Genomic DNA, 15,575 nt, shown 5'->3' with positions numbered 1-15,575 from the left:
ACGCCTTATGCAAGAAGCTCTGGTATTAAAAGTTGAGTTACTTAAATCATTGAGACAACAAAGATTTTTAAGTCAGGAGGATTTGTTTAACGCTTGTCAGCAGCGATCGCTGCGGGTGTCGCTGGCAACGATCAAAAGAGCGGAGACAGGTAAAAAAGTAAGTTATCGTACTGTGCGGGAGTTGTCTGCCTTTTATGCAGTGCCAGCTGCTTCTTTGGTGGTGCCGGAGTCGGTAAACTCCGGTGTATCACGCACTGATCTGTAACTATTTTTCAGGAAAACGCTGTTTCTCAGCTATGCATGTTGCTTTGGTCAGCACAAAAACCTGATCTGATTTATTGTGCCTTAACTGGCATTGTCCCTGGTCAATTTGCAGTACAAAGAGGTTGGCTAAATCCATATGGCGGCCGTCCAAAGGGCGGCCTTTGTCGTCTTTTAATACCACGGATTCAATCCAGATCTGGCTTTCAAACAAGTAAGCATTGTCTGCCAGCCGGACTAAAGGCCCACCTATGGCTTTTTGGATCTGTTGTTGCAGCTCCAGCTTTACCTCGGGTGACGTCTGCGTCAGTACAGCAGGTTCGGGCACCGCCTGAACCTGCTGACAGGCGCTGATCCCCAGCAACAGACCACTTAATAGTATGTACTTTAAAAACATCAATTTGGTCACTCTTGTTGATCCTTCACCGGTAAACGAATGCTGTTGGTTAAAGGTTTTTCTGCTGGATTTCTGACCGCTGGGCCAGAACCTGCCGTAGCGTCAGACAAGGCCGCACCTCTACCAGACAGAGATCCGACAGCAGTACTGACTCCTGAACCTGTTGAGCTCAGACAGCTGTCTGTTTCGATGTAATGCAAGGCTGTCTCCAGCATTCCTTCTTCAGGATCGCCAAGCCGTTTGGAAAAGTCGTCCGCTGCCGTACAACCTTTGATATCTGCAGCAAATACTGGCGCAGTGGTTGGTTTAAAACCATCGGCATAGTCACCAAAGCCTTTGGAGTTTATACCGCTGAACTGGATCGTGAAGTAGGTGGTACCACAGTTATCTGTAGGGTAAAAACCATAAGGTTTACCACAGGTTTTTCCGCCTATCTGGATCACTTCGACATCTATACCACGCAGGCCGTTCATAAAAGCTTCGCTGGCAGAGCAGGTGTTTTCTGTCGTCAGAACATAGATACGGCTTAAATTTAAATTAGGCAATACTGTGCTGGTTAAGGTGCCGGATTCATAGTTAATTTCGCGGTTATAAAAAGGTGTTGGGCTTAAACTGTCGCCTGTAACAGGGTTGGTATTGGGGTATTTATCGTTGAACTGCAAGCGTTCAAAAAATCTGTTCTGAATAATATCAGGGCCAGTCACCATATAACCCAACTGGCCAGCTAATGCCAACAAGCCTCCACCGTTATAGCGTAAATCCACCACCAGCTCAGAAATGGCTGCATCGCGGAATAGTTTCACTGCATCAATCAACTGACGCTGTGCCGGCACTATATAACTATTAAACTGGAAATAACCTACAGGGCCAGAGCTTGTGTTGATGACTTTGGCATTTTGCACCGGACTTGAGGCGACATCTGCAGAGCGCAGCTGATAGCTGACTTCCGTATTTTCCACAGTGCGGAATCTAAAACTATGCTGTTCTCCGGTATTGGCAGGGAACAGGCCCGCATTGATAGTGTTGACCCCTGAGCTGCTGCTGTCATTGACAAAATCAATGCCATCCACCTCCAGCAAAAAGTCGCCCCTTTTCACACCAGCCAAAGCTGCCGGCGAGTTTGGTTCAGTGTAGGCCACAATAAAAGAGCGGGGAGCCCTGGTAGAACCTACAGACCATTCTATGCCATAACCAGAACTGACACCGGATTGAGATTGTTGCTGGTAATCGGCGGTATTCTGGGTGAAATGAAACTGATCTTTGGCCACACCTGAATCAGTGACAGCTGTAGTTTTTAATAAATTAAAGTACGCCGAAATGCTGTAGCTGGTTGGGTCTATATCTGCAACTTCCCGGTACCACAAATAGGTTCTGTTATTCCAGGAACGTAACCACATTTTCTCGTGCATGGCGGTGCCGGCTTTATCCGGATAGAAGCCGCCATTAAATGGATCGGCTCCTGAACGGGGAGAAACGCAAAAATTTTTAAATTGAGATTCGTCACGGAACTGGCCTGCAGTCCAGGTCGGAGCTGCTGAGCCGCCACTATTTCCACCACCACCTGAGCTACCAGTGTCAGAGCTGCCTCCGCCTCCACCGCATGCGGTGAGCAACGTGAGGCTGGCGAATAGGGTGAAGCTTGATTTTAAGTTCAATTGCATCGAGTCTCTCCATTTTACTGCGTTGCCGGTCTTGTCTGACGGGCCAGATAGCTTAAAAATTGGCGGGCAGTGTACCCGAGTAATTATTGGAAAACTTCATAAAATTTGACTTTTTTTACATCTATGCAACCTTTCGGCGCTGTAGCTATGAGCTCAGGTCCGCCCCCAGAGCGCACAGCGAAGGAGCAAACTTAACGCTCAGAGCCAGAGTATTTACGTTTTGCTGCACAAACAAAAGCAAAATTGCCTGGCATCACTAATTCAGGATGTCGGATTTTATTAAACAAGGCCCAGCCGCCTTTGTAACGTCCAGGCTCAATACGATGCATGTACTGGCCACCTTTTTGGCCATCCAGCATCGCAATCACTCTGTTTCCTTCGACTACAAAACCATCACCAAAACTATCGATGAAGTTTCCTTTTGTCAGCAACACTCTGTCATTACACAACTGAGCAGTAAATTGTAGCCTACGCTGAAGGTCTCTGATTTTTAGAGTGTTAATTTCATAGGTATAGTCCCACTGCTCAGGACTTTGTATCAACTCTCCCCGTTCCACCCGGATCAAGGGCTGGCCTGTGTTATCGGACAGACTAAAAGAAAAACAAAGCCAACCTGATTCCGCATGCAAAGTAAAAAATTCCTGCCCATTGACCCAAATGCAATACTGCTCTTCGCTATCTGCTACAAAGTCAGCATAAACCGTATTCATCCCGACAGAGACTTGTACCCTGCGGTTTGGGTCAAAACTAAAACCTGGTTTATTAATGCGCTGTTGGTTAAAAGGCTGACGGATGCGTTCGAGCAATGTGCTGGGGCTTAGCAAGGTGGTACGCAGTTGTTTGGCATGCAAATGACAGATCAACACAGCGGCAGCGCTATCGGGCTGAAAATAGTAGCGAAATACCGGAGAGCCGCAAAATACGCAGCCATAAAAGCACTGTTGACGCGCCTGTAACTTTTGCTCATCCGTCAGATCTATTGCAGGAGTTAAGTCTGGCTTGTGTGCCTCAATTGGCTGCATATCGATAAAACCTGCATAAAATGCGTTGTACATCCGAAGTCTCTAAATTAACTGAGGAGCACAGCTTTTCACAATGGCTGAAAAGCGAAAACGTGAAAAAAGTCCAAACAGTACCAGTGCATATTGGTTCTGTTGGCCAGACTACTGCTGTTAAAATATCGGCAGTAACAATTAAAACGAAGTACCAAACACCTGATTGTAAAGCCGGGTCAGCTGTTCTCTGTCTGCAGCGTCGACCCAGCCTAAATGGGCATCCAGATAGCGTCTTTGTTGACTGATATGCTGCAGGCGTTGTTCAAAGAATTCAGTGAGTTGTTGCCCTTCGGCTGTTTTACTACAGAGAATGTAGCCCAGCATATAAGGTTCAGCTTCTTCAATGCTAAAACTGGTTAACTCTGTGGTGGCACTGTATTGCGCCAGATAATGTTGCATAACATTAGGGTATTCAATCAGCAGATCGACCCGGTCTTGCACCAGCATATCAATCAGACCTGCGGACATATCCAGAGATCGGCGTTGCCATAACTTATGCTGCCACTCTGGCCGTTGCAGCAGTGTATCCAGTTGCACACCATAAGAACGACCTCCTCCTACCGCAAAATGCAATTTGTTGTCGCCTTGAAGCAATTGCATCAGGCTAATTTGTTGCTGATCGTTCAGTTGTTGTTTGAGCCATGCTGTGGTTTGGGAGTTGGTTTTACTGTAAAGCCTTAACCCTGGGAATACGGTGTGGGGAATGGCTGTGGCATAGCTAAAGGTTAAACGTTCAGTATTTTTTACTCTGTTGCCAGCACAAGTAGAGGTTCCGGCTTTGAGCATCGCCATAGCGCGTTCTGTGGTCGTTTGTATGGGTTCAGCCCGGAAGTCTGTGACATCCTGCATCAATAACTCTAAGGTTAAACCATTGACATCGAGGGCTTGGCGGTACTGCTGTGGTTTTGTCTGGCTGCTGTTATCTGTCAGCCAGACAAAGGTTTGCACTGCAGCGCAAGGTAAAGCCAGTAGTGCACCAGCCAATGTAACAATCAAGGATTTAAGCATGCGCATCGGGGTCCTGCTGCGTATCTTCAGGATCTCAGCATAGAGCAGTCGTATCCGGAATCAAAAGCTATTTTATGAAACCATCTCCGGTGCCGGTGTTTTCCGTGCTGTCAGGCTGCTCCCCAAAGAGGCTGCGATCACCGAAAAAATAGCCAGCCATTGCAACAAACTCAATTGTTCGGTCAGAATAATTAGACCAGCCAAAGCCGCTATGGCAGGTTCCAGGCTCATCAGAATGCTGAAGCTCTGCGCGGGTAAACGCTTTAACGCGACCATCTCAAGGCTATAAGGAATGGCGCTGGATAACAGGGCCACCGCAAAAGCAAAAGGCAATACAGTCCAGCTGAATAAAGTGCTTCCTGCTGAGGCTAAACCTATAGGAAATAAAAACAGCGCGGCCACAGCCATACCTAAGGCCACGGCTGTACCACCATGCACAGCACTGCCAGTTTTTTGGCCAAAGATAATGTAACCAGCCCAGCAGGCTCCTGCACCAAGAGCCAAAGCTACGCCTGCCGGGTCTAAAGCTGTTGCTTCGGTTTGCCATGGTAATAACAAAGCGATGCCAGCCATCGCCAAAGCGACCCAAAGTAAATCCAGCTTACGTTTAGACGATAACAACGCGACAGCCAAAGGACCAGTGAATTCCAGTGCGACAGCTATACCCAAAGGAATACGTTCAATCGCCAGATAAAACATCAGGTTCATGCCACCCAGGCAGATGCCATAAAACCATAAGGCTTTTTGATCCTGCCTGGCGGGCCATTTTTTCCATGGCTGAAAGACTAAAGACAAAATCAAAGCCGCAAAACCAACCCGCAATGCTGTCGTGCCTTCAGGCCCAATGATGGGAAACAAGGTTTTTGCTAACGAAGCGCCAGACTGGATCACCACCATAGCAACCAACACAGAGGCAATGGCCCACCAAAACGAGGCATTACGGCTTTGTGGCATAAGATTCTCACAACAGGACTAAAGGAAACGCATTTTACCACTCAAGTTCGGTACCGGGCGACAGGAAATATCAGATCTTTCGTGGCCTTTATCTGGTGAGCTTGTGTAGTTTGCGATAGTCTGCTGCATTACCTCAAACCGCTTGTCAGGATTTTTATGAAGTTATTCCGTATTCCACTTTGGCTTTGGTTGGTCTTGATTGTTGCAGGCCTTGGTTACGCTTTTCATCCTCATTTGCTGGAAAAGCTGAATCAACTGGAACAAAAACGTTTGCTGTCTCAGCCCTTGCCTCTGGTCAGTGTGATGCCACAACGGCTGGAATTTCAGCAGCAAATGGCTGATTTAACCTACCTGGCTTCTGATGAGCTGGCGGGGCGTGGAACAGGCCAACCAGGCGGCTTAAAAGCGCAGCAATGGCTGGTGACTCAGTTCACCGCTATTGGCTTGGTCGCAGCTGGTACAGAAGGTTATTTACAGCCTTATCAGCCTACCTCAGGTAAAGCCCAGTTAATGAAAGGGTCTGCTAATGTGTTGGGCCGGATTGAAGGCTCGGATCCCACCTTACCTTTGCTGGTGCTGACAGCTCATTATGATCATTTAGGTTTGCATCAAGGCAAGATTTATTATGGCGCTGACGATAATGCATCAGGTGTGGCAGCTTTGCTGGCCATAGCGCGTTATTTTAAACAGCATCCACCTCGTCACCCTATGCTGTTTGCTGCTTTGGATAACGAAGAAAGCGGTATGTGGGGCGCTCGTATGCTATTTGAGCAAGAGCTGCTGAATCCTGAAAAAATACGGCTGAATATCAATATGGATATGCTCAGTCATGATACGAACAAGCAACTCATAGCGGTTGGCTCTTACCATTATCCGGAGTTGGAAAAACCATTACAGCAACTGCAGCAACAAAGTTCAGTACGCTTGTTATTGGGATATGACAGACCCGCATGGCGGGTAGGCACTCATCAGGACTGGACCTTAAGTTCAGATCACCGTGAGTTCCATAAACGACAGGTGCCTTTTGTGTATTTTGGCGTGCCGGATCATGCGCACTATCACCAGCCAACAGATACCATAGACAATGTTGATCAGGAGTTTTATCGTGAAGTCAGTGAAACGGTGCTGGATGCAGTGCTGTTATTTGACGCCAGTTGATACCAGCTTCTGAGCAACTTATGAAAGTGATCACCCTGTGCTATGCTGGCCTTATTCCGGTATAGCGCAGCGTATCCAGGTTTTTATGCGTATTCTTCATAGCTCCGACTGGCATTTAGGCCAGCATTTTATTGGCAAAAGCAGAGCCGACGAGCACAAGGCTTTGTTTGGCTGGCTAAAGCAACAAATTGAATTGCATCAGGTCGATGCCTTAATAGTGGCTGGAGATATTTTTGATACCACTACTCCTGCCAGTTATGCCCGAGAGTTGTATCATCAACTGATTGTTGACTTACAACCCACGGGCTGTCAGTTGGTGATGTTGGGGGGAAATCACGATTCAGTCGCTGTACTGCAGGAAAGCAAAGAATTGCTGGCTTGTTTGCATACCCAAGTGGTACCCGGCTGGCTGGGTGCTGCAGAATCTCATCTTCTGGTACTGAATAACAAAGCGGGCGAACCAGGCGCTATTCTGGCGGCTTTACCTTTTTTGCGTGCCCGCGATTTACTGCAAAGCCAAAGTGGTCAGCAGGCCAGTGATAAACAGCAGCAATTGCAGCAAGCCATAGCCGACTGTTATCAGCAGTGTTTCAGTCAGGCTGCAGCGCTGCGCTCTGAACTCGCTTTGGAATTGCCTTTGCTCGCGACAGGGCACCTGACTACAGTGGGTGCCAGCAGCAGTGAGTCAGTACGGGAAATTTATATAGGCTCTTTGGAGGCCTTTCCGGCCAGCGCTTTTCCTGATTTTGACTACATTGCCCTGGGCCATATCCATCAGCCTCAGTTGGTTGCAGGCAAAGAGCATATCCGTTACAGCGGCTCGCCTATTCCTTTGAGTTTTGATGAAGCAAAACAGCAAAAATCCATGGTCTTGCTGGATTTCAGCAGCCCTGAAGCCAAGATTGAGCTGCTGCCCATTCCTTGTTTCCAGCCGCTTTTGAGCCTGAAATGCAGCTTAGCTGAACTTCATACTTTATTGCATCAGCCACTGGCAAGGCTGCAACCCGGACAAAAACTCTGGCTGGAGCTGGTATTGACGGGCAGCGACGGTTACCTGAGTGATTTGCAAAGCCAGGTGCAACAACATCTCGAGACTTTACCTGTAGAACTGTTAAAACTACGTCGGGCACGCCAGGCCGCTGTTGGTGTTTTGCAGGTGGATCAGCAAGAGTCTTTACATGAAATGACTCCTGATCTGGTATTACAGAGACGGCTTGCTACTGAAGAGTTAACCGACAGCGAACAAGCAGAATTTCAGCAGATGTTGCAGCAGGTATTGAGCCAACTCGAACAAACAGAACCTGCGGTGTTGCCATGAAAATTCTATCGGTGCGGCTGCAAAATTTAAATTCACTAAAAGGCGAGTGGAAAATAGATTTTACGCAGCCCCCTTTTGATCAAAGTAACCTTTTTGCTATTACAGGCCCGACTGGCGCAGGCAAAAGCACTATTTTGGATGCCATTTGTTTAGCTTTGTACCATCAGACACCGCGTTTGAAACTCTTGTCGCAAAGCAGCAACGAGCTGATGACCCGCCATACAAGTGAGTGCCTGGCCGAAGTCGAGTTTCAGGTGCGCGACCAGCGGTATCGCGCCTTTTGGAGCCAGCGTCGTTCCCGTGGTGCAGTGGATGGCAATTTACAGGCCGCCAAAGTAGAACTGGCCAAAGCAGATGGCGAAATACTGACAGACAAAAGTAACGAAAAGCTAAAGCTGACGGAGCAGATCACAGGTTTAGATTTTGGTCGTTTCACCAAGTCGATGCTGTTGGCTCAAGGTGGTTTTGCTGCCTTTTTAAATGCGCCTGCCAATGAGCGTGCTGAGTTATTGGAAGAGCTGACAGGGACTGAAATTTACGGTCAGATTTCGATGCAGGTGTATGAGCAAAACCGCCAGCATAAAACAGCGTTGGAATTACTGCAGGCCAAAGCATCAGGTGTAGTGTTGCTGGATTTAGAACAACGCCAGCTGTTACAGCAGCAGTTAACTGATTTGGAACAGCAACAGCAGCAACTGAAAACAAAACAGCAGCAACAAGCGCCATTATTAGCCTGGCGTCAGCAGCAACAGCAGGCAGCGGTGCAGCTGCACCACGCAGAGCTGAAGCAGCAACAATTTGAGCAAGAGCAGGCCATGCAACAAAGTGCGTTGGTCAAATTGCAAAGTTATCAAAAAGCCGCAGTGTTGTTGCCATTGTACAAAGAGCTGCAGCAGCAACGTTCGGCAGTGACTGAAACACAAGAACAGCAGCAACTTCAGTCCCGTCAGTTGCATGATTTAAACTATCAGCAACAGCTGCAGTTGCAGCAAGGTCAAAGCTTAGCCTTGCAAATACAACAGCAGGTGCAGCAACAGGTTCAGCAACTGCAACAACAGGGTCAGACCTTAACAGCGCGACTGGCACAGCAACCTCAGGGCGTAAACCTGGCAGCAGCAGTCGCAGGCTGGAAACCTTTATTGCAGCAACGTCAGCAGGGGTTAGATCAACAAAAAGTCCTGCGAAACCAGCTTGCTCAGGCTGACACTCAGCAAATAGAGCAGCAGTTGCAGCAGATAAGCATCGAATTACAGCAACTGGATCTTCAATTACAACAGAACACTCCGGCTTTCTCCGTTGAACTGCCACAATTGCAACAGCAAGTGCAAGATTGCAAAAATCAGCTGCACACTTACCCGTTATTGCTGAGGGTTGCCGCCGGGTTACAACAAAAACAGCAACAACAGCAAAAAGAACAGCAGGAACTGCAACAAAAACAAAGCGATAGTCAGCAGTTGCAGCAACAAGTCGCGGCTTTACGTGAGCAGTTCAGGTTGTATAGCGACAGAGTGACTGATAAACAAAAACTGGTGCAGCAAGAGCGGCTGATTGCCGAGCTCAGCAGTCACAGAGCCAAGCTGCAACCAGGCGATGAATGCCCACTGTGTGGCAGCACCACACACCCTGCTATTAGCAGTTATCAGGCGCTGGATTTAAGCCAGACCGAAACAGAGCTGGCGGCCTTAACAGCTGAATTGAAACAAGTCGAAGAGCAGGGCAAAGCCGTACGTGAGACGCAACTACAACTGGAAGAGCAACAAAAAGCCCGGCACTATCAGTTAGAACAGCTGGCCGCAGATATTAAGCAGCAAAGTGAACAATGGACTGACTTGTTGCACAACCTGCCGGAGACAGAGCAGCAGCAATTGCAACAGGCCAGCTTAAAAAAAGCCTTATTACAGCAGTTCCAGCAGCAGGCTCAACAGGGACTGGAACAACAGCTGCAGACAGAGCAACAGCTGCTGCAACGTCAACTCTGGCAACAGCAGCAGCATGAACTGGCGCACCAGCAGCAACTGCTGCAACAACAACTGAGGCAGCAACAACAGCAACAGCAGCAGTTCACTGCAGCGCTGCGGCAAAATCAGCAGCAGTTACAACAACTGGAACAGCAGTGGCAGCAAGAGTTGCAACCTTTTGGTTTTGCTCTGCCAGCTTCAGAGCAACAACAGCAGATCTGGCAGCAGTGGGCAGAGCAAGCGCAGCAATGGCAGCAGTGGCAACAAGAGTTGCAACGACAGAGTCAGCAACTGGATAAAGCGCTGATGCAGCAGCAACAGGCCGAGCAGCAGTACCAAAGCTGGTTAGATAAATTGCAACAAGCGGATTTAGCGCACCTATCTGCCAGTCAGAGTGCAACACCACAGCAAGAACTTGAAGTTGTGTTGCAACGGCTCAGTGTATTAAGCAATGAACTGCAGCAAAAAACCGGGCAGCAGCAACAAAGTGAAGCTCAGCTACAGCAATTGCAAGTGAAGTTAACAGCAGTGCAGCAAGACTGGCAAAAGCAACTGGAACAACAGCAGTTTGGCAGCGAAACCAGCTTCTTAGCCATGTTACTGACAGAGCAACAAGTGCAGCAACTGACAGAGCTGAAAGAAAAGCTGGCAGCAGAGCGCATTCGTTGTCAAAGCCAGTTAGAGCAAGTGCAGCAGCACATCGAGGCCTTGGCAAAGCAGCAACTGACAGAACAAAGTCTGGAGCAATTGCAGCAGCAAAGCACAGAGCTGGAACAGCAGTTATTTGCTGTACTGGAACAGGCGGGTCAATGCCGGCAACAGCTGCACAGTGATCAGCAGCATCAGCAGCAGCAGCAAGAGCTGTACAGTCAGATTGAACAACAGCAACAGCTGGTGCAGCAATGGCATAAATTCAACAGCTTAATAGGATCAGCCGACGGTGCTAAATTCCGTCGTTTTGCGCAGGGTTTAACTTTATTGCAGCTGGTGGGGCTGGCCAATCAGCAACTGGATAAACTGCATAGCCGTTACCAACTGGCACGCAAAGTTGATGCGGAGCTGGAGCTGCAAGTGCTGGACAGCTGGCAGGCTGATACCGCCAGAGATACTAAAACCTTATCTGGTGGCGAAAGCTTTTTGGTCAGTCTGGCTCTGGCGTTAGCGCTGTCGGATTTAGTCAGCCATAAAACCCGCATCGAATCCTTATTTTTGGATGAGGGTTTTGGCACTTTGGATCCAGACACGCTGGAAACCGCGTTAGCCGCTTTGGATCAACTGAATGCCAGCGGCAAGATGATCGGTATTATCAGCCATGTTGAAGCCTTAAAAGAGCGGATCCCAGTGCAAATTAAGCTGCAAAAACAGCAGGGCCTGGGGTACAGCAGCTTGAGTTATTAGTGCTGTTTATTCATGACAAAAGTCATGCTCAAGTCATGACTTTTGTGCCTGATGTTTTTCTATGGATTTTCCGATACTGGCTTCACACCAATAAGGTGAAACAGCAAAAGGACTATCAAGATGAAAACTTTACTCATTGCTTTAAGCACTTTAACTTTTACCCTGGCTCAGGCCGCCACTATTGAACAAATTGATGCCGCGTCTAACAGCATGGATGTAAAACAACTGGCTGTTTACGCCGCTGAAAATCCGGCAGATTACAACAAAGCTTATGCCAGCTACCGTTTGTCTATTGTGGCGGGCTTAACAGGTCAAAAAGATCAGGCAGAACAAGCCTTAGACTCAGCCCAGTCTGTGTTGGAGCAGTTAACAACAGCGCAACCACAGGCCGATAGTCTGGCTTTGTTATCCAGCGTTTATGGTATGCAGATTGGCAATAACCCGGTAAAAGGCGCGTTGTACGGCCCCAAAGCTGGTAAAGCTATCCAGCAAGCGACAGAGCTGGAACCTGCGAATCCACGCGTATCTTTGATTAAGGCTATCACCGCCTACAATACGCCTGCAGTTTTTGGTGGCAGTAAACAAAGTGCGGTTGACCTGAGCAGCAAAGCCATTGAACTTTATGCCCAGCCTTGTCAGCAGATTTGCTGGGGTCATGCAGAAGCTTACACCTGGCGAGGTTTAGCCAAGCAGGAACTGGGTGATAAAGCTGGTGCTATCGCCGACTGGACTAAAGCTATGGAAGTAGACCCTTCCTACGGTTGGGCAAAGTTCCTGCTGGCTCAGCAACAAAGTTACAGTCAGAATCGTTAATAATTTTATGGCCAGGGGCTCTTTTGAGTCCCTGTTGCTGCTGAGGGAGTAGGTGATGTTAGAGCTGGAAAAACGTCTGTCCTGGGTTTACCTGGTCAATTTGGTGTTCTACATAGCCCCATTTTTTTATATCAATTACAACCTGATCCAGTATTTCTGGATGACACTGGCTTTAGCGGCTTTTATTGGGTGTTACTACTGGATTGGCCGCAGCCATACCACAGAGATGTTGTTACCTATAGTGCTGATGGCTTTGATTGCGAGCGCCATTACCCCGCTAAATTATGGCTCCATTTCGATGTTTGCATACGTCAGCTTCTTTATTGGGTTTGCTTATAGCTTCCGCCAGTTTTTAGCTGGTGTTGTTGTATTGCTCGCTGTGCTGGCGCTGCTGGACCACTTATTTGTCAAAGGTACGCCTTATTTCTTGTTATATGGTTCAGCATTGGTGTGTGCTATCGGCGTGCTCGGAGTGCTCGACCGGATCCGGCGCTTAACTATGCTGAAAGAGCAGCGTAGTGCCGAAGAAATTAAACAGCTGGCCACTATGGTAGAACGGGAGCGTATAGCGCGTGACTTGCACGATATTATGGGACACAGTTTATCGGGTATAGTGCTTAAAGCAGATTTAGCCGATAAGTTGGTGCAACAGCAGCAATATCAGGCGGCCAGTCAGCAATTGCAGGAGCTGGCGTTTATTGCCCGTGAAAGTTTAAGTCAGGTGCGTCAGACGGTCTCAGGCTATAAACACAAAGGCTTAGCAGGTGAAGTGCAGTCCTTAAGCAGTAAACTGCGTGAAGCGGGTTTTGCTGTGGAGGTGCAGGGGGAGGTTCCGGTTCTTTCTGCCCGGGAGGAAACCGCAGTAGTGCTGATCCTGACGGAACTGGTGACCAATGTATTAAAACACAGCAATGGGGATGAAGTGCAGATCCGTTTTAGCGAAACTGAGCACGGAAATCAGCTCATGGTGTCGGATAATGGCAAGGTTAGTGAATTGGATCAGGGTAATGGTTTAGCTGGTATACAAGAGCGTTTAGCTGCGCTTAACAGCACGCTGGAATGGCAACTGTCGCCCAGTAGTTTTAGTTTTACTTTGCCAAAGGAGTCCTGATGCGTATTTTACTGGCAGAAGATCAGGCTATGGTCAGAGGGGCTTTGGCCGCCTTATTGGGGTTAAACAAAGACTTTCATATTACTCAGGCTGCCGACGGCGATCAGGCGCTGCAGCTGTTAAAGCAGCAGAGCTTTGATGTGTTGTTGACCGATATTGAGATGCCAGGCCGCAGTGGGCTGGAATTAGCGCTTTCTCTGCAACAGCAGCAAAGCAAAATCAAAGTGATAGTGATCACTACTTTTGGTCGGGCTGGTTATATTCAACGCGCTATTGCCGCCGGGGTACAGGGCTTTTTACTCAAAGACGCACCTTCTGAACAACTGGTACAGGCTATTTATCAGGTGATGGCCGGTAAAAGAGTGATAGATGCTGAACTGGCATTATCGGCTTTGGGAGAGCACGACCCTTTAAGTGATAAGGAGCGCAGGGCTTTACGATTAGCGTCCGAAGGAAAAAGTACGGCCGAAATTGCCGCTGCACTTTATATTGCTGAAGGCACAGCCCGGAATTATTTGTCGGAAGCCATCAGTAAACTAAATGCGGCAAACCGGGTTGACGCAGCCAGAATAGCCCGACAAAAAGGCTGGCTTTAGCCGTCGTACTTGAAGCCGCAGCGTTGTTGCCTGCGTCACTCGCCCCAGTCCCATAGGACGACTATGCTCCTGGGGTCTCGCTTACTTGTCGCCTAGCTGCAACATCAATTACTTAGGCTAAGTACCCGTCGTACTTGAAGCTGCAGCTTTGTTGCTGGCGGGCGCGGGTAAACCACGCCCTTGTCGAACATAAAGGATGCGGATTAAAACGAATACACAAAAGTTAATGAAGTTTGGGTATCGGTTTTCTTTTTATCTACCGGTACATTCGAGTCGTGTTGTACTAAAAAAGCGGCTTTCATTTGCATCCGGCCGTTAATTTTTGCGGTCAGCGAAGACTCAGCAACAGAACGCCTGTTGTCTTCACCGTACTCCAGACTGACGGTTTGTTTAAAACGGGCAGATTCACTGATTTGCCAGCGATAGGTGGCCGCGCCACGCACTATCATGCCGTTTTCAGTTGCTTCCAGATCCGTTTCGCCCCTGTAATAACCAGGACCTACTTCACCTTCCAGCGACATAGTTTCAGTTTTAAACAGTTCATCGCCATAACCTATAGCCACTGTAGTGTATTCGGTGTAAGCACCAAAACGGTCGCTCACATGGGAGCCGTAGACGAATAATCGGGCAGATTCTTTATCCAGCTTATAACCGCCCTTGGCTGAAGCTGCATATTTTTCAGCTGAGGTTTCCACTAGTGTCTGACCGTCGTCTGCTGTAGTTTCGTCACGTTTAAAAAAAGCGCTGAAGGTGTAGTCGTTCGACCACTGTTCCAATTCTTGTTTGGCGTCTACTTTCCCTGTGATAGAAGTACCTTTGGTATTACCAGAGGTGGTAATAGCGCCGAGTTCCGCAGAGGTACTCCAGCCCAACTTTGCCGTATTGGACGAGCTTTCTTCGGCCTGTACTGTCAAAAGGCCACTCAAAACCAACAGACTGCTCAGAGCTGACAGGGAGCAGAGAGTTTTTTTCATACCTTACTTTTCCTTTTTGAGGTGCAGGTCCATTTGTGGAAAGGGGATCACAATCTGATGTTCATCAAATGTCAGCTTGATTTTTTCCAGAGTGCCCCAGTACACAGGCCAATAATCGGCTGCATTTACCCATGGACGTATTAAAATATTGACTGAACTGTCGGCTAAAGCGCCAACAGCAATGACTGGGGCTGGCTCTGCGAGAATACGACTGTCTGATTTCAGGATTTGTTCCAGCAGTTCTTTGGCCTTTTTCAAATCTGAGTCGTAACTGATGCCAACAGTTAAATCCACTCTGCGGGTTTTTTCGGCAGAGTAGTTGATAATGGCTGAGCCAGTAATTTGAGAGTTGGGCACAATAATGCGTTTGTTGTCTGCACTTTTGAGTACAGTCTGGAAAATCTCAATTTTTTCTACCACGCCGGAAACCCCAGCTGCATCGACAAAATCTCCAGCACGGAAAGGCCGGAATAAAATGATCAGTACACCAGATGCAAAGTTAGATAAAGAACCTTGCAAGGCCAAAGCTATAGCTAAACCTGCAGCACCTAAAATGGCGATAAAAGAGGCGGTTTGAATGCCCACTTGTGACAGGGCAATCAGGACAGTGGCGACCATAATAGCGGCCTGAATAATGCCACTTAAAAAAGACACGACAGCCCGGTCTACTTTCTTGTGCAGTAAGGCTTTTTCCAGCATACGGGTCAGGCTTTTAGCCAGCCAGCGACCCAGATATAAAATGACTAAAGCAACCAGTACTTTGACGCTGTAACTTAAAATCAATTGCTGATTTTTTTCCAAAAAATCCAGAAATTGTTGCATATCTTTCTCCATTTTCGAGCCACTGCTTAGATAACTGTCAGCTGGTCTGACGGCCATACCCTAGCACAGCCAGTGCCCCGACCCAAGCCAA

Annotated in this window: 14 protein-coding genes; 7 read left to right on the top strand and 7 right to left on the bottom strand. The window is 48.1% G+C overall.

Annotated features, from left to right (window positions below):
* Positions 1-7 precede the first annotated feature (7 nt).
* The gene (locus P3C17_RS08695; protein ID WP_300929057.1) at positions 8-265 is read left to right on the top strand and encodes a helix-turn-helix domain-containing protein; all 258 of its coding nucleotides are present in this window, start codon (positions 8-10) and stop codon (positions 263-265) included.
* On the opposite strand, the gene P3C17_RS08690 is transcribed toward P3C17_RS08695, so the two are convergent.
* The 5 genes from P3C17_RS08690 to rhtA form a co-directional block, all read right to left on the bottom strand.
* Positions 266-670 carry a hypothetical protein gene (locus P3C17_RS08690; protein WP_300929056.1) on the bottom strand — a complete coding sequence of 135 codons (405 nt, stop codon included), beginning with the start codon at positions 668-670 and terminating at the stop codon, positions 266-268.
* Positions 667-2,319, bottom strand: coding sequence for a S41 family peptidase (locus P3C17_RS08685; RefSeq protein WP_300929055.1), 1,653 nt, complete (start codon positions 2,317-2,319; stop codon positions 667-669). Before P3C17_RS08685 ends, P3C17_RS08690 begins: the two co-directional genes overlap by 4 nt.
* A 191-nt stretch (positions 2,320-2,510) precedes the next feature.
* On the bottom strand, positions 2,511-3,374 hold the full coding sequence (locus tag P3C17_RS08680; RefSeq protein ID WP_300929054.1) for a hypothetical protein: 864 nt from the start codon (positions 3,372-3,374) through the stop codon (positions 2,511-2,513).
* Between the two features lie 138 nt (positions 3,375-3,512).
* Complete coding sequence (locus P3C17_RS08675; RefSeq protein WP_300929053.1) at positions 3,513-4,382, bottom strand: hypothetical protein; 870 nt, start codon at positions 4,380-4,382, stop codon at positions 3,513-3,515.
* A 72-nt stretch (positions 4,383-4,454) separates the two neighbouring features.
* A complete protein-coding gene (rhtA, locus tag P3C17_RS08670) occupies positions 4,455-5,336 on the bottom strand; it encodes a threonine/homoserine exporter RhtA (protein ID WP_300929052.1) in 882 nt (293 codons plus the stop codon).
* A 156-nt stretch (positions 5,337-5,492) separates the two neighbouring features.
* On the opposite strand from rhtA, the gene P3C17_RS08665 reads away from it, so the two are divergent.
* From P3C17_RS08665 to P3C17_RS08640, 6 genes are all read left to right on the top strand, one after another.
* On the top strand, positions 5,493-6,494 hold the full coding sequence (locus tag P3C17_RS08665; protein ID WP_300929051.1) for a M20/M25/M40 family metallo-hydrolase: 1,002 nt from the start codon (positions 5,493-5,495) through the stop codon (positions 6,492-6,494).
* An 85-nt stretch (positions 6,495-6,579) separates the two neighbouring features.
* Positions 6,580-7,812, top strand: a complete 1,233-nt coding sequence (gene sbcD / locus P3C17_RS08660; protein WP_300929050.1) for an exonuclease subunit SbcD — start codon at positions 6,580-6,582, stop codon at positions 7,810-7,812.
* Positions 7,809-11,168 carry an exonuclease subunit SbcC gene (sbcC, locus tag P3C17_RS08655; protein ID WP_300929049.1) on the top strand — a complete coding sequence of 1,120 codons (3,360 nt, stop codon included), beginning with the start codon at positions 7,809-7,811 and terminating at the stop codon, positions 11,166-11,168. Before sbcD ends, sbcC begins: the two co-directional genes overlap by 4 nt.
* Positions 11,169-11,288: 120 nt before the next feature.
* Complete coding sequence (locus P3C17_RS08650) at positions 11,289-11,981, top strand: hypothetical protein (protein WP_300929048.1); 693 nt, start codon at positions 11,289-11,291, stop codon at positions 11,979-11,981.
* Between the two features lie 55 nt (positions 11,982-12,036).
* Positions 12,037-13,092: a histidine kinase gene (locus tag P3C17_RS08645; protein WP_300929047.1), complete on the top strand. Its 1,056-nt coding sequence runs from the start codon at positions 12,037-12,039 to the stop codon at positions 13,090-13,092.
* The gene (locus P3C17_RS08640; protein WP_233078940.1) at positions 13,092-13,688 is read left to right on the top strand and encodes a response regulator transcription factor; all 597 of its coding nucleotides are present in this window, start codon (positions 13,092-13,094) and stop codon (positions 13,686-13,688) included. Before P3C17_RS08645 ends, P3C17_RS08640 begins: the two co-directional genes overlap by 1 nt.
* Before the next feature lie 203 nt (positions 13,689-13,891).
* Here the strand turns inward: P3C17_RS08640 and P3C17_RS08635 are convergent, their stop codons facing one another.
* Both P3C17_RS08635 and P3C17_RS08630 read right to left on the bottom strand, forming a co-directional pair.
* Positions 13,892-14,662: a DUF481 domain-containing protein gene (locus tag P3C17_RS08635; protein ID WP_300929046.1), complete on the bottom strand. Its 771-nt coding sequence runs from the start codon at positions 14,660-14,662 to the stop codon at positions 13,892-13,894.
* A 3-nt stretch (positions 14,663-14,665) separates the two neighbouring features.
* The gene (locus tag P3C17_RS08630; protein ID WP_300929045.1) at positions 14,666-15,484 is read right to left on the bottom strand and encodes a mechanosensitive ion channel domain-containing protein; all 819 of its coding nucleotides are present in this window, start codon (positions 15,482-15,484) and stop codon (positions 14,666-14,668) included.
* Positions 15,485-15,575: the final 91 nt, after the last annotated feature.

The sequence above is a fragment of the Rheinheimera sp. 1928-s genome (assembly GCF_029269265.1).
Taxonomy (GTDB): Bacteria; Pseudomonadota; Gammaproteobacteria; order Enterobacterales; family Alteromonadaceae; genus Pararheinheimera.
Note: the sequence above shows the minus strand (reverse complement) of the source record. Positions and strands in the feature narration are given on the sequence as shown.